Source organism: Flavobacterium sp. CECT 9288 (assembly GCF_918731615.1).
Classification (GTDB): domain Bacteria; phylum Bacteroidota; class Bacteroidia; order Flavobacteriales; family Flavobacteriaceae; genus Flavobacterium.
This window is the reverse complement of sequence record NZ_OU957226.1, coordinates 2,751,832-2,771,124: the sequence shown is the minus strand read 5'-3', so window position 1 is coordinate 2,771,124 and position 19,293 is coordinate 2,751,832. Positions and strand designations below refer to the sequence as shown.

Genomic DNA, 19,293 nt, shown 5'->3' with positions numbered 1-19,293 from the left:
AAACAAAAACCCAATCTATTAAAATTTAAAATTTATTATTATGGCATTATTAGGAAAAAAAGCAATGAATTTCGCTTACGGTATGGGGGCTGCGGTTGTAATCCTTGGAGCATTATTTAAAATTACTCACATTGAATTTGGTTTTTTAACAGGTAATTTGATGCTTACTATTGGTCTTGTTGTTGAGGCTTTGATTTTCGCATTATCTGCTTTTGAACCTGTTGATGATGAGTTGGACTGGACTTTAGTTTATCCTGAATTAGCAAATGGACAAGCTAAACCTGCTACTAAAAAAGTAGAGACTATAGCTGATACGCAAGGTTTATTGTCGCAAAAGTTAGATGCTATGCTTAAAGATGCTAAAATTGATGGTGAATTAATGGCAAGTTTAGGAAGCAGTATCAAGAATTTTGAATCAGCTGCAAAAGGAATTGCTCCTACAGTAGATTCAATTGCTTCTACAAAAAAATACAGTGAAGAGTTAACTCTTGCTGCATCTCAAATGGAATCTTTAAACAGTTTATATAAGGTACAATTGGAAAGTGCTTCTAGAAATGCTCAAATCAATGAGGAAGTAGCGCAAAACAATATGAAGCTTAAAGAGCAAATGCAATCTTTAACTTCAAACTTATCTTCTTTGAATTCAGTTTACGGAGGAATGCTTTCTGCTATGAACAATAAAGGATAATTAGTTTCGAACTATTATATTAATTTAAACTAATTATTAGAAAATATGGCAGGAGGAAAACTAACCCCTAGACAGAAGATGATAAACCTGATGTACTTGGTTTTCATCGCAATGTTAGCATTAAATATGTCCAAAGAAGTATTATCTGCTTTTGGAATTATGAATGAAAAATTTGAAGGTTCTAATAGTGCTGCAGAGCAATCAAATGCACAAATGTTGATGAGTTTAGATGCTAAGGCTGCTGAAGCCGGTGGTGAATTTACTGCTGCATCTGGAACCGCACATAAAGTAGAAGCCATCACAAAGAAGTTTTACGATTACATCGCTAATTTAAAAGTAGATGTTTTAAAAGGAACCGAAGTTGATCCAGAAACGGGTAAATTACCTTATGAGTCAATGGATAAGGGCGATAACTTAGATCAATCTTGGTTTGGTCCTGCAGGATATTCTGCAAAAGGGAACGAAGTTGTTAAAACTGTAGAGCAATACAAAGCAGATATGAAAGCTGCATTAGGAGATAATAAAAAACTTTCTGCAATTGTTTCTGAAGTTGAATCTAAATTCTCTTTACAACCTGTTAAAAATAAAGACGGAATTTCTATTCCTTATTTAGATTACAATTTCAAAGGTTTTCCAGCTGTTGCATCATTAGCTAAATTATCTGCTTGGCAAAATGATGTTAAGAAAATGGAGACTGATGTTTATAATACGTTGTTAGGAAAAGCGGCCGTTGCTGCTGCTTCATACAGTAATTATCAAGCAATTGTTGTATTAGATAAAAGTGCATATTTTCAAGGAGAGCAAGTTACTGGTAAAGTAGTTTTAGGAAGATATGATGAAAATACAAAACCTACTTCATTTTCAGGACCAGGTAAAATTGTTAACGGTCAAGCTGTTATTGCTATGACTGCTGGAAATGTAGGTGAGCAATCTATCAATGGACAATTTACTTTCCTTGAGGATGGTAAAAACATTCCATTAAAATTCGCTGGTAAATATGTTGTAGTTCCTAGACCAAATTCGGCTACTATCTCTGCTGATAAAATGAATGTTGTTTATAGAGGTGTTCAAAACCCTATAACAATTTCATTTGCAGGTATTCCAGATAATCAAGTAAATGCATCGGCACCTGGATTATCAAAAGTAGGTAATGGTAAATATGTTATGTCTCCTGGAGCAGGTAATGAAGTTATTATCAATGTTTCTGGTAAAATGGCTGACGGTAAAGTAGCTTCTGATAAAAAAGTATTTAGAATTAAAGGAATCCCTGGTCCAACAGGAACAATTAGAGGAGAAATGGGTGTTGTTAAAGGGCCTAAATCTAACTTAGAAATTTCTACTGTAGGAGCTAAACTTGTTGACTTTGATTTTGAAGTGGGACTAAGTGTTATTGGTTTTAACCTTAAGGTTACAGGCCAGCCAACAGTAGTTGTACAAGGAAACAAATTGAATGCGCAGTGTAAAGCTGTACTTTCTAAGGCAGGTAGAGGTGATCAAGTTACCATTTCCGAAATAAAAACAAAACTTGATGGTGCTGGTAGTTATTTATTACCAAGAACTGCTCCGGTTATTTTTGAAATACAATAATAAATTGTATTTTATAAATCCTTTTCAATATCAATAAGAATACCACTATGAATATCAAAAATTTATTTATCGCAATCGTCGCTTTATCGGGTTGTTTTGTGTCAAGTGCACAATCCAATTTATTGAATGCGAAAACTCCAGATCAAATTGGATTAAAAACAGCTGCGCAACTTGACTCGGATAATGATAAGCCCCTTGCTTATGGTTATGTTCATGATAGAGATGTGTTGATGGGTAAAACAACGTGGGAAATTATAGATCTTAGTGAAAAGATTAATTTTTCTTTGTATTTCCCTATTGATACTGCCAATATCGGTAATGATAGAAGATCTTTGTATGATGTATTGTCTAAAGCAATTAAAAGTGGTAAAATAACTGAAGTGTATACGGATAGTTATTTTAATACAAAAAAATCGCTTAAAGATATCCAAGCTTCATTAACAAGAATTGATACAACGGATGCAGGTAGAGAGCAAATTAATGCTGGAAGTAAAGTTTCTGAAGAGTATATATTAACAGAAAATCTTTCTGCTCAAGATGTAACACAATATAAAATCAAAGGGTATTGGTATTTTGACAAACGTCAAAGTGAATTGAAATATCGTTTGTTAGGTATTTGTCCTGTTACTCCAGATGTGTATACTATGAACAGTGAAGAGAAAGATTATATTGAATTATTTTGGATCTTTTTCCCAGCTGCTAGAGAGGTATTGCATGATGCTAAAGCTTTTAATGATAAAAACTCTGCATTGCCAATTTCATTTGATCAAATTTTAAACTCAAGACGTTTCAATGCCACAATTTATAAAGAGGAAAATGTTTATGGTGACAGAAGAATTGATGAGTACATGAAAGACAATGCTCAAAATCAATTATTAGAATCTGAAAGAGTGAAAGATAAAATTCGAAACTTTGAATCAGATATGTGGAACTACTAGTAGTTTTCAATAAGTATAAAAAAACTCTTACCACAAGGTAAGAGTTTTTTGTTTGAAGCTCTTTTCTTTAAAATTTATTTTATTTAAATGTTAGATTATATTATAGTTGGTTCTGGTTTAGCTGGTTTGTCATTTGCTGAATATGCCTTGCGCAATCATAAATCTATTATGGTTTTTGACAATAATTCTCAAAACTCATCTAAAATTGCAGGAGGTTTATACAATCCTGTTATTTTAAAGCGATTCAGTGAAGTCTGGAATGCGCAACAACAATTGGATGTTATGAATGAATTTTATACCATTTTAGAAAAAAAACTAAATAAACAATTTGATTTTAAGACTCCTATTTTAAGGAAATTTTATTCTGTTGAAGAACAAAATAATTGGTTTCTAGCGGCAGATAAAAAAGGTTTAGAGCCTTTTCTTTCCACTAATTTAATTTATAAAAATGTAAATGGAATAGATGCTCCCTTTGGTTATGGAGAAGTTTTACAAACGGGTTATGTAGACACTGCTTCTTTTTTAGAATCTTTCTGTTTTTATTTAAAAAAACTAGACGTATTTATCCCTGAAAGTTTTGATTACAATGAATTAATTCAAGATCAAGATGGGGTTTCTTATAATGGTTTAAAAGCAAGACATATTGTTTTTGCGGAAGGTTTTGGGCTATATGCCAATCCTTATTTTAATTATTTACCGTTGGATGGAACTAAGGGTGAATTATTTATTATAAAAGCAAGTAATCTAGATCTAGACGTAATTATTAATACTAGTGTTTTTATTTTACCATTAGGAAATGATTTATTCAAAGTGGGAGCTACTTACAATTGGCGAGAGAAAGATGATCTTCCCACAGAAGCTGGTAAAATTGAACTGATTGATCGGATTAAAGAAATTTTAGCTTGTGATTTTACGATAGAAGCCCATTTTGCAGGAGTAAGGCCAACAGTTAAGGATAGGAGACCTCTTATTGGTACGCATCCAGAATACAAGCGTTTTCATGTTTTAAATGGTCTTGGGACACGTGGAGTAATGCTGGGACCTGCTATGGCTCAAGAACTATTCAACCATATTGAAAACCAAAAAATATTAGAACCCGTTATTGATATTAAACGGTATGAATCTAAATATTATTCTTAATTCTTTTTTATAGTTGCATTTGGATCGTAAGAAATAAACATGTTGATGTATATATTTCTGGACCATCTAAGGACAAATGGAAAAGTTATAATGAGGGTAGCTATAATGGCAGCGAAAGCTATTTTTAAGTTTGTATTAAATAAAATAAATGAGACAACAAATGCTGCTATACCTAAAGCAACATTAAGTCCGTAACTAACATACATGGCTCCATAAAAAAATGAAGGTTCTATTTGGTAACGCAATCCACAATGACTACAATTTTCTTTCATTTTTAGAATTTTTGTCAATTGAAATGGATTTTTTTCCAAATACATGCTCTCATTCTGGCATTTAGGACAAGTTCCTGTTAAAATGCTATATAATTTGGATCCTTTTTTTAACATTTGCAAAAAATTAATTTTTTCTTTTTGAAAAGCAGTGTTTGTTGTTACAAATTTACACATTCATTAAGGAAATAAATCATAATACATGCTTAATATACACAATTTATCTGTTTCTTTTGGTGGTACTTATTTGTTTGAAGAAGTTACTTTTCGTCTAGGTGCTGGGGACAGAGTAGGCCTTGTTGGAAAAAATGGAGCGGGGAAGTCTACCATGCTTAAAATGTTGGCAAGAGATTTTGCACCAGATTCAGGTGTGATTTCACAAGAGAAAGACATTAGAATGGGTTTTTTGCGTCAAGATATTGATTTTGAGCAAGGAAGAACAGTTCTTGAAGAAGCGTATGAAGCTTTTACTGAAATTAAAATTGTTGAAAAAAAGCTTGAAGAAATAAACCATCTGTTGGTTACTAGAACAGATTATGAAAGTGATGCTTACAGCCAAATTATTGAAGATTTATCAGATTACACCCATCGATTTGAGCTTTTAGGAGGATATAATTATGTGGGAGACACCGAAAAAATCTTGTTGGGATTGGGTTTTAAAAGAGAAGTTTTTGACAATCAAACTGAAACTTTTTCTGGAGGTTGGAGAATGCGAATTGAACTAGCAAAATTATTACTTCAGGCGAATGATGTATTGTTATTGGATGAGCCAACAAACCACTTAGATATCGAGAGTATTATTTGGTTGGAAAGTTTTTTAAGAAATTATCCAGGTGTTGTTGTAATTGTTTCGCATGATAAAATGTTTCTTGATAACGTTACGAATAGAACTATTGAGATTTCTCTAGGGAAGGCTTATGATTTCAATAAACCGTATTCACAATATCTTGAACTTCGTCATGAAATTCGAGAAAAGCAATTGGCAACTCAAAAAAACCAAGCTAAAAAAATTGAAGAGACCGAAAAATTGATCGAAAAATTTCGTGCCAAAGCCTCTAAGGCATCGATGGCTCAGTCTTTAATAAAAAAACTAGATAAAGTTGAACGTATAGAGGTTGACGAAGATGATAATTCGGTAATGAATATTTCTTTTCCAGTTTCTAAAGAACCGGGCAGAGTTGTTATTGAGGCCGAAGATGTAACCAAAAGTTATGGTGACAATACTATTTTAAAAGACATTAGTTTATTAGTAGAACGCGGAAGTAAAATTGCTTTTGTAGGTCAAAATGGTCAAGGTAAATCTACATTCATAAAAGCAATCGTAAACGAATTTGAGTATCAAGGGACTATTAAACTAGGACACAATGTGCAATTGGGTTATTTTGCTCAAAATCAAGCAGAATATCTTGATGGTGAAATTACATTGTTACAGACTATGGAAGATGCCGCTGCAGATACGAACCGTATGAAGGTTAGGGATATGTTGGGTTCGTTTTTGTTTAGAGGAGACGATGTTGAGAAAAAAGTAAAGGTACTTTCAGGAGGTGAAAGAAACCGTCTTGCGTTGTGTAAATTATTATTACAGCCTATCAATGTACTGTTGATGGATGAGCCTACGAATCACTTAGATATTAAGTCAAAAAATGTTTTGAAAGCTGCCTTGCAAAAATTTGGAGGAACATTATTATTGGTTTCTCACGATCGTGATTTTTTACAAGGAATGTCTAATATTGTGTATGAATTTAAAGATCAAAAAATTAAGGAGTATTTAGGAGATATCAATTATTTCTTAGAACAGCGCAATTTGGAAAACATGCGCGAAGTAGAGAAAAAAGATATTGAAAAGGCTGCTGCACCAAAGGAGAGCAATAAAACCTCTTATGAAGATCAAAAAAAGGGTAAAGCACTTCAAAATAAATTGAGTAAAATAGAGAGTCAAATTAAACAATTAGAACGCGACATTCAGCAGGATGATAAGATGCTGACTTCTAATTATGACAAACATATAGAAGATGCTAAGTTTTTTACGGCTTACAATAAAAAGAAAACAGAACTGGACCAGTTATTGTTAGACTGGGAAATAATTCAAGAAGAAATTGATAATTTATAATGTTACTTAGAGCTCCTTTTGGAGCTCTTTTTTTTTAGTTGATAATACCAATAGATTTAGAATGAGAAATCGCCTCGCTACTTTCCTTAAAATAGCACACAGCAACGTTAAGTGAAGTTAAGTTGTTTAAAACTAAACTGACTTTTTCTTTTTTTGAACTGCCTGTTTGCCTGATGTAAACCGCTTTTACCGTTACAGGAAATATTTTACAAATGGATTCGTATAAATAAGGATCATGCTGAGAGTCATCACCAAGTAGTACATATTCAAGATTGGGGTAAAATTCAAGAATATGTTTTATTTTTTCGAATTTGTGATTGTGACCGCCTCTGCCCGTCATAAAAAAATCGGTTAAACTGCTTTTAATATCTTTTAATAACAACACCGCTTTTGGGAGTTTGTGAATTGCCGTAAAATTGATAATAAAACGGTATAAATTCCATTCACTACTAGAAACATAAAAAAAAGCATTGAATTCGGACTCGTTATTTCTTCCCGCAGAGCTCAACGCTTGGTAATGAGTAACTACATCATCGTAAATTTTGCGTTTGTTTATGTTTTTAAACAGAAGGACATACAACTTCAATAAAGGATTGAAGGTATAGGAAACCAGAAAGGTATCATCAATATCTGATATGATTCCTAAATTTCCCTTGTGCGGCCTGATATAGCTTTCTTTTTTTATGATGGTTTCTTTTTCATAAGTCATGCTTACTTCATAGTCAATCCATCCATAATCGCTGTTGGGATCTAGAGGAATACAAAACTTAAAATAGCCATCATCAAGCGTTTTAGTGTGTATTTTAGAACCATTTAGTTCTAAGTAAACATCGGCATTGGCTTGTGTTTTCATCTGAAACATTTTGATTACCGATGTAGCATTTTTGAGGTTTTTCTTTTGAAAATTATACTCTTCTAACGTAGTTGGTTTAAATACATGACCCATGACAATTAATTCTTGTTCATTTGCATAACCACGGTATAATTTTAAAATAGGCTTCATAAATTTTGTATTTTTGAAAAAAGTTAAAGTAGAGGTTTTAATCGAAAAAAAGAAAAGAAATTTGAAAAAGAATATCTTATTTGTTGTAAATCCTATTTCTGGAGATATTGATAAATCAGCCTTGATAGAATCTGTATCTCAATTTGCCGCAAAAGAAAATTTGAATATCATAGTTTATACAACTACAGGTGAAAATGATATTCAAAATATAAAAGACCTATATACTAACTATAAGCCTGCACGCATAATCGTTGCAGGAGGTGATGGTACCATCAAAATGGTTGCCGAAGCCATGGAAAAAGAGGATGTGATATTAGGAATATTACCAGCAGGCTCTGCCAATGGTTTGGCTGTTGATCTCAATTTACCTACAACTGTAGAGGAGAATCTATCAATTGCATTTTTGAATGATTACTTAGCTATTGATATGATTTCAATCAACGGAAAAAAAAGTATTCATTTAAGTGATATTGGTCTTAATGCAGCATTGGTAAAAAATTATGAAAGCAGTAGTGTAAGAGGAATGTGGGGTTATGCTTTGCAAACCGTGTCTACATTAATGGAGCTTGATGATCCTTTTATAGCCACTATTACTGGAGATTTTCCAACTATTGTGAGCGAAGCTAGAATGGTGGTTATAGCTAATTCTCAAAAATATGGTACTGGTGTTACTATAAATCCTCATGGAGTAATGAACGATGGAAAATTTGAATTGGTAGTGTTGAAAAATATGGATTTACTCTTGTTGGGTAAAATAATAACGGGAAATATGCCTCTTGATGATGAGGATGTTGCTATTATATCAACAAATAAAGCTCAAATTTCGCTCAATGTACCTGCAGACTTTCAAATAGATGGTGAGTATTGTGGTAAAGAAACCAAATTAAATATTGAAATACTTAAAGGACAAATGAAAGTGGCTATTCCTGATATTGATAGCTCAATTATTTAAAAGGATTACGCTCTTGCCAAATGGTTTCGGGTTCTAAGTATCTGAATACTTTTGGTAATAAAAGATTAAATATAGAAGATTCATGGCGCATCAAACCAAATACTATCTCCGGTTTAGCACCTACAGAACTTTTTATTTCTAATGCTGTTCTGGCAAATACAATTGATTTAAATTTTTTATTTATAGAATAAGCTATCATATCATAAAGCATATTCAAATAAAGCATCTTTTCTCGTTGAATGGTTTCATCATAGCCCAAAAAATAGGTATCCATAATAGATCCGTTTTTTATTAATGTGTTGAAACCAATGAGTTTTCCGTTCAAGAAATATCCATAAAAAAGAAATTTATCCTTAAACTGCTCTTTAAAAACACTAAAATGATTTTTGGGTAGAAAAAAAGTGTTAAAAGGTGCATTTTTTGCCACATAAAGATACAATTCGTAGATAGTGTCTTCAAGGGCTATGATTTCCTCTAGAGGTAATTTTCTTTTTTCAATTCCAATAGCCCTTTTACGACCTCTTTTATATTGATCTCTGTATTTTTTCGATAATGAATTGATATAATCAGTTTCTTGGTGCCAATTAGTATCAATTGTAAAAATCATATTGGGCTGAGTAGAAAACTTGAAATCTTTTCTAAAAGCGGGGATTCTAAACAGTTCGAATTCTTTGGAATTATAATCCTTAAAAGATGTAATGTGTATTTTTATACCTTTTTGTGCAAATTTATTTTTTAATTCTTGAACCGCTTCATGTAACGATTGAATTGCTTTTGCAGGATTAGCATTCGAGCTTAAGGAAAAAGAATTTTGGCCTGTGAGCATGTTGTTGCCAACAATCAATACATGCGAAGCTATTTTTTTAAAAACAAAATTCCGGATCCTATTCTTGATACTGTTATCACGTTCGCCAAAGCTATCTAGTGCATTTAAATCAATAAATTGAGAAATAGCAATCCCAATTAAGTCATCTTGGTTGAAGATACCAATGAAATGGCATTGCATATTTGTAGGGCAAGCATTTTCAAGTACTTGAAGGTATTTTTTGGATAAAAAAACAGTCGTAGAAGCAAGATTATCCCAATTTAAGGGTAATAAAGCGGTATTATCGAAAATTTTGAACGAATATGATGAATCCAAATTGAATGTAAATATTTATACAAAATTAGTTATTTATGTTCAATGATTTACATTAAAGTATTGTTCTAAAAATTGATGTATATATAAAGTAAAATTTAATACAGGAAACCAGAAGTTTATTTGAATAGTATACAAAGGGATGCTTAAACAATAGTTGATATTATTAGTCAATGGGGTGTAATTGTTGTATCTTTAGCAATACACATTTAGGGATTATAAATCAATTTAATATTTATGAAAACATATACTGAAACAACTATTCAAAAGGAATTGGTTGCATTGCAAGATTGGAACTTTATTGAGAATGCATTAGAGAAAAAATATGTTTTTAAGAATTTTACTCAAGCAATGGGTTTTATAGTTCAAGTAGGTATTATTGCTACCTCTTTTGATCACCATCCTGATTGGTCAAATTCCTATAATAAAGTGCATCTTAAACTCAGTACACATGATGCTGGTGGAGTAACACTTAAAGACATCCAGCTTGCAACAGCTATAAATGAAATACCTTAATTTGCTAGCAGACAATGAATTTGTGTTTTTGAATAGTAGAGTTTTAATGTTCATTAGTAATTGTAAACAAATTTTTAATATTTAAATATTTTATATTAACAGTATTAGATCATAGTGTTTTAATTGAATTCATAAAAATGTAGGACTTTAGTCCAATAAAAATCTAAAAAGATGTAGTTCGTCGATTTTATTTGCTGTATAACTATAAAAAAACTAATTTTATGTTAATATGTAACGTAACAATCAAGGTATGAAAAGAGCTATACTGTTTTTATTGATTCTTTTGAGCAGTAATGTAATTACTGCAGCAATCTCTCCAAAAGAAAAAGAGGCTTTGATAAAATTGTACCAAGTTACAGGTGGTCCACAATGGAAAGTAAAGTGGGATTTAAAAACTTCAGAAACATCATGGTACGGTGTTAAAATTGAGGGTAATAAAGTTATTGCGTTAGATCTATCAGATAATAATTTAACAGGCAAGATTCCTAGTGAAATTTCTAATTTAGTGAATTTGCAGGTTTTAAATTTACACAAAAATCAACTTTCAGGGAACATACCTCAATCTTTAGGGAAGTTAAAGTTATTAAGAATTTTGGACCTTTCGTTCAATCAGTTATTTGGGCCAATTCCTACTTCATTATGTCAATTAGATAAATTGAATACACTTGATTTGTATATGAATAATTTATCTGGTACTCTACCAAGTCAGTTGGGATTATTAACACAATTAGAAAACTTGTCCCTTTTTAATAATGAAATTACAGGGGAGATTCCTAGCTCACTTTATGAACTTAAAGGATTAAAAACATTAATGTTAAACAGTAATAAATTAATAGGAAGCTTGAGTAAAGATATTGAAAATATGATTTTTTTAGAAAACTTAAGTTTGTTTGATAACAATATGAATGGTCAAGTTCCTATGGAATTAAAAAAGTTAAGCAGGTTAAAGGAAATGAATTTGTCTTATAATAAATTTAATGGATTTGTGTCCAAAGATTTAGCAGTGTTAGATGTTATGAATATGACAATGTTGAATGAAAAAGGTTTGGCTGTGGCTTTAACGGTAGTTTCCGATAGGAATTCTGCAATCGTATCAGAAGATTAAAGTTTAATAAATAATTTAGTTGGTTTTAAATTTAATAAACGTAGTTGAATTAAATCTGTAAGTAATTACAGGTTTTTTTTTGTGGAGTAGTTTTTGAGATACGCGCTAACAGTTTCTATTTTTTCTTTTTGAATGGGTTTTAGTGTGCATTTAGGTGAGAACTTGATAGTGTATAACTTCTTTTGAGGCTATTGTATAAATATTTCGTGATTGAAAGAGCTTTTTCAAAGTAGTCTGAAACAAAAAAACACCAGCTTTTTCAACTGGTGTTTTCTTAATAGTTCTAATAGTATAATTCCCAAACCGTTTTATAAAGATATAAAGATATTGAAACTGTAAAATGATTAATTCAAAATTTTTTGAATTTTCCAGCAATGCTAGGTTAATACTTTTATAATTCAGTTTGTAAAACCTTTTTAGAATTATTTGGTTTTAGAAAAAGAAATAACCTACAGATACTTGAAATACTTCGTTTCTATATTTACTAGAAGAATTATCTAAATTATTAATGTTTGATAATCCAAAATTATATCTTGCTCCAAAATTAAGTCCGTTTTCTAGTTTGTAACCAATTCCTAAATTAGCAGCTAAGTCAACTTTCTTAAACGTATCTTTTACGTTTGTGCTTTCATTTTTGGCCGAAAGTAAATACCCAATTTGTGGTCCAGCTTCAAGACTCAACCCTTTTGTTAGATAATATTTTGCCATTAACGGAACGTTTAAATAATTTAATCCAACAATGTTTCCGTCACTTCCTTTAAAGCTGTAACCTTGACCGGAAAGCATAAGTTCTGGTTGAAAAGAAAATTTTTTCGCAATTGGAATCTCAGTTACTAATCCGAAATTAAAGGCAGAAACAGGTTCAAGACTGCTGGTGTTATCACCAGTAATGCTACTAATGTTAATACCTACTTTTGCACCAAATTTAATTTTTTGCGCGTTTGCATTTGTAAATCCTAAAACTGTAAGAACAGCTAGTACTAAAAATTTTTTCATAAAAATTGTTTTTTAATTATTGAAGTGCAAAACTCACACAAGAAGAACTAGAAAAGGTGCCAAAAACTTCAAATTGTATAAATCGGTACTTATTTATTAGAATTCCGATACTCATTTGGTGTTTGACCAGTAGCTTTTTTAAAAGCTTTGTAAAAAGTGGTTTTTGAAGTAAAACCGGACTCTAGTCCCATCGTCAATAAATTGTAATTTTCATATTCAGAATTAGAGATCATTTCCTTCACCGCTTCAACCCGATATTGATTGATGTAATTGGCAAAGTTGTCACCTGTTACCGTATTTACAATTTGTGAAACATATCCAGCACTTATGCCTAGTTTTTCAGCAATTTTTTCTCTGTTCAAGGTACAATCGGTATAAATGTGATGTTCCTTACAAAGAAGATCAAGTTTTTGAAAATAAAGATTATCTACTGTGATAGATTCCCGATATTCTTCTGGGCTGTCATTTTCATTAATTTCCAAATTACTGTATGAAATAGTTAAATCGTTATTTAGAAAAGTAGAGATAGCATCCTTGTTTTTTGCGAGTCTGTACTTGTAAATGCCTACATATGCTGTCCAATGAATAATGAAAGTTGCAGATAAAGCCACGATACTCATAGCAGAAGAAATATCATATTGAAGAAATATGGCGACTAACCAGGTAATAATCCAAGAGAATAACAAAGATGTAAAAAGGGTTAATAACGTAACTACCCATTTTTTTTCTTCTGAATCCTTTAAATGTTTCATCATAAAATAAGAGTAAATCAACAGAAAAGGGATGAATGTAAGGACTAAAAAAAGATGAAATAGACTCAGTGTTTCAATGATAACAATTCCTGGTTTTGGAATAGTATAAATTCCTGCTACACGATCAAGATCGTTTGTAATGTTGAGTACAGCGGAAAATGCAAATGGAACAAAACATAAATATATTTTTTGTTTGCTTTTTACAGTGTCATCAATCCGATTTACAATATATAGGAATAGGAATGCAGGTAATAGTAATGCCCACTCTACATTGTCAATAAAATGTAGAAAAGGATAGGGAGTATATGCTTCTTCTAATTCAAAGACATAATTCAGTAAAAGGATAGAAAGTGTAAATAGCAAGTATGCCACATATTTATTTGAATTACTATTAAATAAGGAAGACCTTAAAATAACTAATCCCAAGACTATTCCCTGAAAAATGGCGATATTTAAAAGTGTAGTATAAATCAATTTCTTATTATAAAAGTTATTTTTCTAATCTGTTTTCGGATACCATTGAAAGGAGTCGTTTTTTAAAACATGACTTATTTCATACGAATTCACGGAACGAATTTATAACAATACAGATAACTTTCTTATGGGATTATGAAATGATTAACTAAAAGGACAAGCTGCCTCAAGAGTCCCAATGATAAGACAAAGGTCTTCTTTGTGCGCACAATCTAAGTATTTTTGTCCTTTGAACGAGATAACAAAAAAGCTTCAGATTTCTCTGAAGCTTTTCAAGTAGTGGTAAATGGTGAAATAGCTACCAATTGTTTTTTTTACGAAATATTTTTCAAGAAGTGTAAAAGTTTTATTTCCTTTTGGATGAATCGTATCATAAAAAATGCAAATAGAAATAAAAATATATATCCGCTTAATAAAATGTAAAGATAAAAGCCTCTTGAGAAAATGGATTTAAAAACAGGTAAAAGCAATGTAAATCCAGCAGTATACGTGAGGTAAATGATAGGAGTAAGGATGTAATGTATTTTTTTTCTCCAAGTATAAAACTGATGTGCTAGTTTACTGTATTCTATTAATGTGAGATCAGTATTTAAATTGGCTAGCTTTTTTACACTGATCCATTCTAAGGCTACACGGCTCACAAGCATGGCAATCATAATGCACAAGCCAATACTAAATTGAACATTTCTATAAGCACCTGACCAGATATAATAGAAGATTAATATTACAGAAGTCAAGCTCAAAATTACTCTGGTCCAGAAATGACCGCGTTTAATTTTTTTAGTATGTGACTCCGCTTTTTTTATGATTTCGGTGGGAGTTGGTTGTGATTCAGATGCTGTCTGCTGATCCCAGATATTTTGTAATTCTTCAAATGTTTTCATTTTGTACACATTGAGTTAAACTTTTTTTGATTCTGTGAATTCTAACGCGAAGTGTTTCTTCGGTTATCCCGATTACTTCTGATATTTCCTGATATTCTAAACCGTCTAAAGTCATCAGGATGATCATCTTGTTCGTTTCTTCCAATTTTTGTATGCATTGATACATTTGTCTAAGCTGCTCATCTTTTTCGCTAGAATAGTTTTCTGCAACAACCTGAGGCAGAATATCGGTCCTGATTTCTTTCTTTGTAGATGATTTTCTCAAATAAAGAAGGCAAGTGTTTACTGCAATTCTGTAAATCCAAGTGCTGATATTTGATTCATTTCTAAAAGTGTCTAACTTCTCCCAGACTTTGATGAAGATTTCCTGAGTCGCATCAGAGGCCAATGCCGTATCGCCACAAAAATATCCTTTGCACAATCGAAACACTTTATTGTAATGCTTATAGTATATCTCGTCGAATAGTTCTTTTTTAGCCACCTTATTTTAATTCAAGTTTTACTTTATCCATAAACCATTCCGGTTGATCGTACATAACAAAATGAGCGGAGTTTGCTGCATATTCAATTTTAACAGAAGGCAGATTTTCATACTGGGCTTTATAAGTGTTTTGTACTGTGGTAAGATCTGGATTTGAAGCAGCTAAAATTACAACAGGAATTTTAATTTTAGAAATTTCTTTTCGTAGGTCTAAATTTAGCATGTCAATATAACCGTGAACGTAAGTTTTTCTGTCCACAAGACGCATCCATTCATTGATTGTTTTTTGTTTTTCTTTGTTCATACACATAAAAGAAGTCGACTGCGAATTCATTCCGTCAAACGCTTTTAGATCCATGTTAAGCATCATTTTACTTTGCGGATTGTCATACGGTATAATTTCTCCTTTGTAGTTAGGTATCATTAAAGCGGCAGTCGCAGGCAAAGCATCAACAATAATTAATTTTTTGAACAAATTGGTTTCCTGAGAGGCTAACCACAAACTTAAAGTACCTCCTAAACTATGACCAATTAATGTAGCATTCTTAATTTTTTTTGTTTTTACATAGGAAATGACTTGATCTTTGATGGTAGCTAACCAAGGAGTTTCTATTGGTGGGACATTGCCAAATCCAGCAAAAGTAAAAATATGACATTCGTTATTTTTAGAAAGCTCTGCTACTGTTTCATTCCAAACTTCTCCGGTGCAGCCAAAACCAGGAAACAACATTACGGGAGCTCCTTTTCCTTTTACCTCTACTTTGAAGGCAGTTTGAGCAAAAACAGATTTTGAGATCAAAAGGAAAAATGCAATAATTAAAATAGATTTTGTTTTCATAAGATATATTTTTTTAAAGTTTACCTTTTGATACAGTACTATATTAATTGTTACCTCAAAAAAGCATTTTTTTTTTAAATTTTTTTTCGAGAATCAAATTTTGGGTTTAAAGTCCAGTAAATGAGAGTGATTGGTGTTTTTTTAAAAGCAAAAAACACCAGCTTTTCAAGTGTTGTTTTCGTAATAGTTCTCTCTCTTTCAGAAACGTGTCATATAAAAAGCTGTGGAGAGTGTCTCCGACTTCGCACTCGTAATCTGAATCAATCTTTATTAAATCTATGATAACCGCAGATTAAATAATACCGATAGAACGAATAAGTCTGTACACCCCGCTCTCCGAAGAATATCTTATTAAAAGCTATGCGAACGTCTCCGACTTCGCACCCGCAATCTGAATAATCTTTATTAAATCTAATATAACCACAGATTCGCAGATTAAAATAATGCCATAATCTGCGAATTTGCGGTGCAACACAATATAAAATTACGCGAAATCAGAGACATTCGCGGAGTAGAGTAAGATAGGAGAAAATTTAAAAAAATAATGGTTGTTAAACATAAACCCATGATGCTGTAGGAATGAGACATTCAGGCGCTGCAGCCCAATTAGAAAAATATTATTCTAAAATAAGTGATTAAATATGAGGAAATTAACTTTAAGTGATAGGTTTTTACCACATCAATTTATTAGAATTGAAAATGAAGCTGGTATTAAAATACCTGATAACATTAAAGATTTTATTTCAAAGTATGCTGATTTGTCTGTAAAGGAAAATAAGTTTATAAATAACGATGGAAAGTTATTTGAAATTTCACAATTTATAACTTACAGGATTATGTACGATTTTATTAAAGAATTCAAAGAAGAAGGTTTGGGTAAAAAACTACCTTTTGCTATTGATAATGGAGGTTGGGTATTTTGCATATCATTTGATAAAGAATCAATTGATAAAATTTTGTTATATCAAATGGAAGTGGAATGGGTTACAAAAAATGATGCTTTTGAATTAGTAGCTAATAGCTTAGAAGAATTTATAAATGGCTTGCAGGTAGAAACTGCTAACGATTTATAGAACTCGCTCTCCGAAGAATATCTTTTCAAATGCTGTGCGAATGTCTCCGCAATCTGAATAATCTTCATTAAAGCTAAGATAAACAAAAAAAGCTCCAGATTTCTCTGAAGCTTTCCTAGTAGTCCGCCGTGGCGGAGACTCGAACCTGTGTCCGCCGCGGCGCATAAGAGCCCGACTAGTTATATAATTTGAGAATTAAATTTTTAATAAACTCCCTGCCAATTCCTGACTTTAAATATTTTTCTCTTTTCATGGCCTCAGCTTTAGAAGAGAAAAATTCAACATAAATTACAGTCCAAGGTCTAAATTTCAAGGTGTGTCCTTTGGTGCCTAAAACGTTATGTGATTTGAAACGTTCTATGAGATTAGATGTAAATCCTGTATAGTTTTTATTGAATTTTTCAGAATATAAAATGTAAACCACAAATTCATCCATGATAGAAAGTTTTTAAAAACAAAAAACACCAGCTTTTTCTGAAGCTTTTATAGTAGTCTCGCACTGGTGGAGACTCGTATCTGTGTCCGCCGTGGCGGATATGAGCCCTCCTAATTCGTGTCGACAATCTGAATCAAGCTTCATTAAAGCTAAGATAAACAAAAAAAGCTTCAGATTTCTCTGAAGCTTTTCTAGTAGCGGGAACAGGACTCGAACCTGTGACCTTCGGGTTATGAGCCCGACGAGCTGCCTACTGCTCTATCCCGCGATGTGCGTTTGTATTTTCAATAAGATTACATTTTTGAACCTGTGTCCGCCGTGGCGGATATGAGCCCGACGAGCTGCCTACTGCTCTATCCCGCGATGTGCGTTTTGTAATCTCAGTAAAACTAACTTAGTAGCGGGAACAGGACTCGAACCTGTGACCTTCGGGTTATGAGCCCGACGAGCTGCCTACTGCTCTATCCCGCGATATATTTTTAATCAATGTTTCAGAACTTGTGTCCGCCGTGGCGAATATGAAACCCTACGAAAGCATTACTGCTCTATCCCGCGTTGTTTCGGGTGCAAAGATACAATCAATTTCTGCATTTCACAACATTATTTTAAAAAAATGTTTTATTTCGTCTATTCACTTGATATGACTACCTTTGTGGCATAAATTTTAGTAGAAATGTCACATAAAGCAGGTTTTGTAAACATCATCGGGAATCCAAATGTTGGTAAATCAACATTAATGAATGCCTTTGTTGGAGAGCGATTATCAATTATTACATCAAAAGCACAAACAACTCGTCATAGAATTCTAGGTATTGTAAACGGTGAGGATTTTCAAATGATCTTATCGGATACGCCAGGAATCATTAAGCCTGCCTACGAAATGCAGGAATCAATGATGAACTTCGTGAAATCGGCTTTTGAAGATGCTGATGTGTTGATTTACATGGTCGAAATAGGGGAGCAGGAACTTAAGGATGAAGCGTTTTTTAATAAAATCATCCACTCGAAAATTCCAGTTTTGTTATTGCTTAATAAAATTGACAATTCGAACCAAGAACAATTAGAGCAACAAGTGGCTTTTTGGACAGAGAAAGTGCCGAATGCTGAAATATATCCAATATCAGCGTTGCAAAATTTTAATGTCCCTGAGGTTTTTCAAAGAATCATTACACTTTTGCCAGAGTCGCCTGCGTATTACCCAAAGGATCAGTTGACGGATAAGCCAGAGCGTTTTTTTGTGAATGAAACCATTCGTGAAAAAATCTTGTTGAATTATAGCAAAGAGATTCCGTACGCAGTTGAAATTGTTACCGAAGAATTTTTTGAAGACGATAATATCATTCGCATTCGTTCTTTGATTATGGTGGAACGCGAAACTCAAAAAGGAATTGTGATTGGTCATAAAGGTGCCGCTTTAAAAAAGGTAGGAACTGAGGCGCGTGAAGATTTAGAGAAGTTCTTTGGAAAACAAATTCACATTGAGCTTTACGTAAAAGTGAACAAAAACTGGAGAAGTAACGCGAATATGTTGAAGCGTTTTGGGTATAATCAATAGTGAGGAGTGAGAGGTGAGAGGTGAGAGGTGAGAGGTGAAAAGTGAGAAGTGAAAAGTGAGAAGTGAAAAGTGAGAATTGAAAAGTTAGGAGTGAGAGGTGAGAAGTGAAAAGTGAGAGGTGAGGAGTGAATTGATGGTAATTTTTTAGTTTTCATTTAAATGCAATATTTAAAATCAGTACTAGAGTTAGTCTCTTGTACTGATTTTTTTTTAGCCCAGAGCGAAAAGGAAACCCCGCAGCGAAAAAAAGGATGCTGTTGCTGCGCGTGCAGAGCGACCAAAGGAAGCTCCTGCACGGGCTTTGCAACAGCTCCTTGAGGCGCGAGGAGTTGTATTGTAGTGCTGGAATAGCTCCTAA

General features: G+C 32.5%; 19 protein-coding genes and 2 tRNA genes. 10 read left to right on the top strand and 11 right to left on the bottom strand.

From position 1 onward, the window contains the following. The first annotated feature begins 40 nt into the window (after positions 1-40). The 4 genes from gldL to LQ189_RS12220 all read left to right on the top strand — a co-directional run bounded on the left by gldL (position 41) and on the right by LQ189_RS12220 (position 4,353). A complete protein-coding gene (gene gldL / locus LQ189_RS12235) occupies positions 41-688 on the top strand; it encodes a gliding motility protein GldL (RefSeq protein WP_230157468.1) in 648 nt (215 codons plus the stop codon). Positions 689-733: 45 nt separating this feature from the next. Next, entirely contained in the window at positions 734-2,275 is a 1,542-nt protein-coding gene (gene gldM / locus LQ189_RS12230; RefSeq protein ID WP_230157466.1) for a gliding motility protein GldM, read from the top strand. 47 nt (positions 2,276-2,322) lie between these two features. Next, entirely contained in the window at positions 2,323-3,213 is an 891-nt protein-coding gene (gene gldN / locus LQ189_RS12225) for a gliding motility protein GldN (RefSeq protein ID WP_086453990.1), read from the top strand. 87 nt (positions 3,214-3,300) lie between these two features. After that, positions 3,301-4,353 (top strand): FAD-binding oxidoreductase, encoded by a 1,053-nt coding sequence (locus LQ189_RS12220; RefSeq protein WP_230157464.1) that lies wholly within the window; start codon positions 3,301-3,303, stop codon positions 4,351-4,353. On the opposite strand, the gene LQ189_RS12215 is transcribed toward LQ189_RS12220, so the two are convergent. Further along, positions 4,350-4,739 (bottom strand): DUF983 domain-containing protein, encoded by a 390-nt coding sequence (locus LQ189_RS12215; protein WP_230157462.1) that lies wholly within the window; start codon positions 4,737-4,739, stop codon positions 4,350-4,352. The genes LQ189_RS12220 and LQ189_RS12215 overlap by 4 nt on opposite strands. An 85-nt stretch (positions 4,740-4,824) precedes the next feature. Here LQ189_RS12215 and abc-f point away from each other — a divergent pair, with 85 nt between their 5' ends. After that, positions 4,825-6,732 carry a ribosomal protection-like ABC-F family protein gene (gene abc-f / locus LQ189_RS12210; RefSeq protein WP_230157460.1) on the top strand — a complete coding sequence of 636 codons (1,908 nt, stop codon included), beginning with the start codon at positions 4,825-4,827 and terminating at the stop codon, positions 6,730-6,732. A 34-nt stretch (positions 6,733-6,766) separates the two neighbouring features. Here the strand turns inward: abc-f and LQ189_RS12205 are convergent, their stop codons facing one another. Continuing rightward, entirely contained in the window at positions 6,767-7,735 is a 969-nt protein-coding gene (locus LQ189_RS12205; protein WP_230157458.1) for an App1 family protein, read from the bottom strand. Between the two features lie 61 nt (positions 7,736-7,796). Between LQ189_RS12205 and LQ189_RS12200 the strand changes: the two genes are divergently transcribed. Next, entirely contained in the window at positions 7,797-8,687 is an 891-nt protein-coding gene (locus LQ189_RS12200) for a diacylglycerol kinase family protein (RefSeq protein ID WP_230157455.1), read from the top strand. On the opposite strand, the gene LQ189_RS12195 is transcribed toward LQ189_RS12200, so the two are convergent. After that, positions 8,680-9,828: an 8-amino-7-oxononanoate synthase gene (locus LQ189_RS12195; RefSeq protein ID WP_230157453.1), complete on the bottom strand. Its 1,149-nt coding sequence runs from the start codon at positions 9,826-9,828 to the stop codon at positions 8,680-8,682. The two genes, LQ189_RS12200 and LQ189_RS12195, sit on opposite strands and share 8 nt — an antisense overlap. A 234-nt stretch (positions 9,829-10,062) precedes the next feature. Between LQ189_RS12195 and LQ189_RS12190 the strand changes: the two genes are divergently transcribed. Both LQ189_RS12190 and LQ189_RS12185 read left to right on the top strand, forming a co-directional pair. Then, the gene (locus tag LQ189_RS12190; RefSeq protein ID WP_086453996.1) at positions 10,063-10,341 is read left to right on the top strand and encodes a 4a-hydroxytetrahydrobiopterin dehydratase; all 279 of its coding nucleotides are present in this window, start codon (positions 10,063-10,065) and stop codon (positions 10,339-10,341) included. Positions 10,342-10,591: 250 nt separating this feature from the next. Then, on the top strand, positions 10,592-11,446 hold the full coding sequence (locus LQ189_RS12185) for a Two component regulator three Y domain protein (RefSeq protein WP_086453997.1): 855 nt from the start codon (positions 10,592-10,594) through the stop codon (positions 11,444-11,446). A gap of 432 nt (positions 11,447-11,878) precedes the next feature. On the opposite strand, the gene LQ189_RS12180 is transcribed toward LQ189_RS12185, so the two are convergent. From LQ189_RS12180 to LQ189_RS12160, 5 genes are all read right to left on the bottom strand, one after another. Then, positions 11,879-12,442: a porin family protein gene (locus LQ189_RS12180; RefSeq protein WP_230157452.1), complete on the bottom strand. Its 564-nt coding sequence runs from the start codon at positions 12,440-12,442 to the stop codon at positions 11,879-11,881. Positions 12,443-12,531: 89 nt separating this feature from the next. Further along, positions 12,532-13,566 carry an AraC family transcriptional regulator gene (locus LQ189_RS12175; protein ID WP_230157450.1) on the bottom strand — a complete coding sequence of 345 codons (1,035 nt, stop codon included), beginning with the start codon at positions 13,564-13,566 and terminating at the stop codon, positions 12,532-12,534. 416 nt (positions 13,567-13,982) lie between these two features. Further along, on the bottom strand, positions 13,983-14,552 hold the full coding sequence (locus LQ189_RS12170) for a hypothetical protein (RefSeq protein WP_230157448.1): 570 nt from the start codon (positions 14,550-14,552) through the stop codon (positions 13,983-13,985). After that, positions 14,539-15,033, bottom strand: coding sequence for an RNA polymerase sigma factor (locus LQ189_RS12165; protein ID WP_230157447.1), 495 nt, complete (start codon positions 15,031-15,033; stop codon positions 14,539-14,541). The genes LQ189_RS12170 and LQ189_RS12165 overlap by 14 nt, the downstream gene beginning before the upstream one ends. Before the next feature lies 1 nt (position 15,034). Beyond that, positions 15,035-15,871, bottom strand: a complete 837-nt coding sequence (locus LQ189_RS12160) for an alpha/beta fold hydrolase (protein ID WP_230157446.1) — start codon at positions 15,869-15,871, stop codon at positions 15,035-15,037. 641 nt (positions 15,872-16,512) lie between these two features. On the opposite strand from LQ189_RS12160, the gene LQ189_RS12155 reads away from it, so the two are divergent. Beyond that, on the top strand, positions 16,513-16,944 hold the full coding sequence (locus tag LQ189_RS12155) for an SMI1/KNR4 family protein (RefSeq protein WP_230157444.1): 432 nt from the start codon (positions 16,513-16,515) through the stop codon (positions 16,942-16,944). Between the two features lie 175 nt (positions 16,945-17,119). On the opposite strand, the gene LQ189_RS12150 is transcribed toward LQ189_RS12155, so the two are convergent. The 3 genes from LQ189_RS12150 to LQ189_RS12140 all read right to left on the bottom strand — a co-directional run bounded on the left by LQ189_RS12150 (position 17,120) and on the right by LQ189_RS12140 (position 17,851). Continuing rightward, positions 17,120-17,380, bottom strand: coding sequence for a GIY-YIG nuclease family protein (locus LQ189_RS12150; protein WP_230157442.1), 261 nt, complete (start codon positions 17,378-17,380; stop codon positions 17,120-17,122). Between the two features lie 195 nt (positions 17,381-17,575). After that, positions 17,576-17,648 (bottom strand) — tRNA-Met (locus tag LQ189_RS12145). Positions 17,649-17,778: 130 nt separating this feature from the next. Further along, positions 17,779-17,851 (bottom strand) — tRNA-Met (locus LQ189_RS12140). 202 nt (positions 17,852-18,053) lie between these two features. Between LQ189_RS12140 and era the strand changes: the two genes are divergently transcribed. Further along, positions 18,054-18,935 carry a GTPase Era gene (gene era, locus LQ189_RS12135; RefSeq protein ID WP_144889172.1) on the top strand — a complete coding sequence of 294 codons (882 nt, stop codon included), beginning with the start codon at positions 18,054-18,056 and terminating at the stop codon, positions 18,933-18,935. The last annotated feature ends 358 nt before the right edge of the window (positions 18,936-19,293 follow it).

Bases quoted from the DNA above. Each gene is read 5' to 3' on its own strand.
- gldM (WP_230157466.1), top strand. From the start codon at position 734: ATGGCAGGAGGAAAACTAACCCCTAGACAGAAGATGATAAACCTGATG.
- LQ189_RS12205 (WP_230157458.1), bottom strand. From the start codon at position 7,735: ATGAAGCCTATTTTAAAATTATACCGTGGTTATGCAAATGAACAAGAA.
- LQ189_RS12190 (WP_086453996.1), top strand. From the start codon at position 10,063: ATGAAAACATATACTGAAACAACTATTCAAAAGGAATTGGTTGCATTG.
- gldL (WP_230157468.1), top strand. From the start codon at position 41: ATGGCATTATTAGGAAAAAAAGCAATGAATTTCGCTTACGGTATGGGG.
- LQ189_RS12170 (WP_230157448.1), bottom strand. From the start codon at position 14,552: ATGAAAACATTTGAAGAATTACAAAATATCTGGGATCAGCAGACAGCA.
- LQ189_RS12215 (WP_230157462.1), bottom strand. From the start codon at position 4,739: ATGTTAAAAAAAGGATCCAAATTATATAGCATTTTAACAGGAACTTGT.
- LQ189_RS12155 (WP_230157444.1), top strand. From the start codon at position 16,513: ATGAGGAAATTAACTTTAAGTGATAGGTTTTTACCACATCAATTTATT.
- abc-f (WP_230157460.1), top strand. From the start codon at position 4,825: ATGCTTAATATACACAATTTATCTGTTTCTTTTGGTGGTACTTATTTG.
- era (WP_144889172.1), top strand. From the start codon at position 18,054: ATGTCACATAAAGCAGGTTTTGTAAACATCATCGGGAATCCAAATGTT.
- gldN (WP_086453990.1), top strand. From the start codon at position 2,323: ATGAATATCAAAAATTTATTTATCGCAATCGTCGCTTTATCGGGTTGT.
- LQ189_RS12160 (WP_230157446.1), bottom strand. From the start codon at position 15,871: ATGAAAACAAAATCTATTTTAATTATTGCATTTTTCCTTTTGATCTCA.
- LQ189_RS12180 (WP_230157452.1), bottom strand. From the start codon at position 12,442: ATGAAAAAATTTTTAGTACTAGCTGTTCTTACAGTTTTAGGATTTACA.
- LQ189_RS12150 (WP_230157442.1), bottom strand. From the start codon at position 17,380: ATGGATGAATTTGTGGTTTACATTTTATATTCTGAAAAATTCAATAAA.
- LQ189_RS12185 (WP_086453997.1), top strand. From the start codon at position 10,592: ATGAAAAGAGCTATACTGTTTTTATTGATTCTTTTGAGCAGTAATGTA.
- LQ189_RS12220 (WP_230157464.1), top strand. From the start codon at position 3,301: ATGTTAGATTATATTATAGTTGGTTCTGGTTTAGCTGGTTTGTCATTT.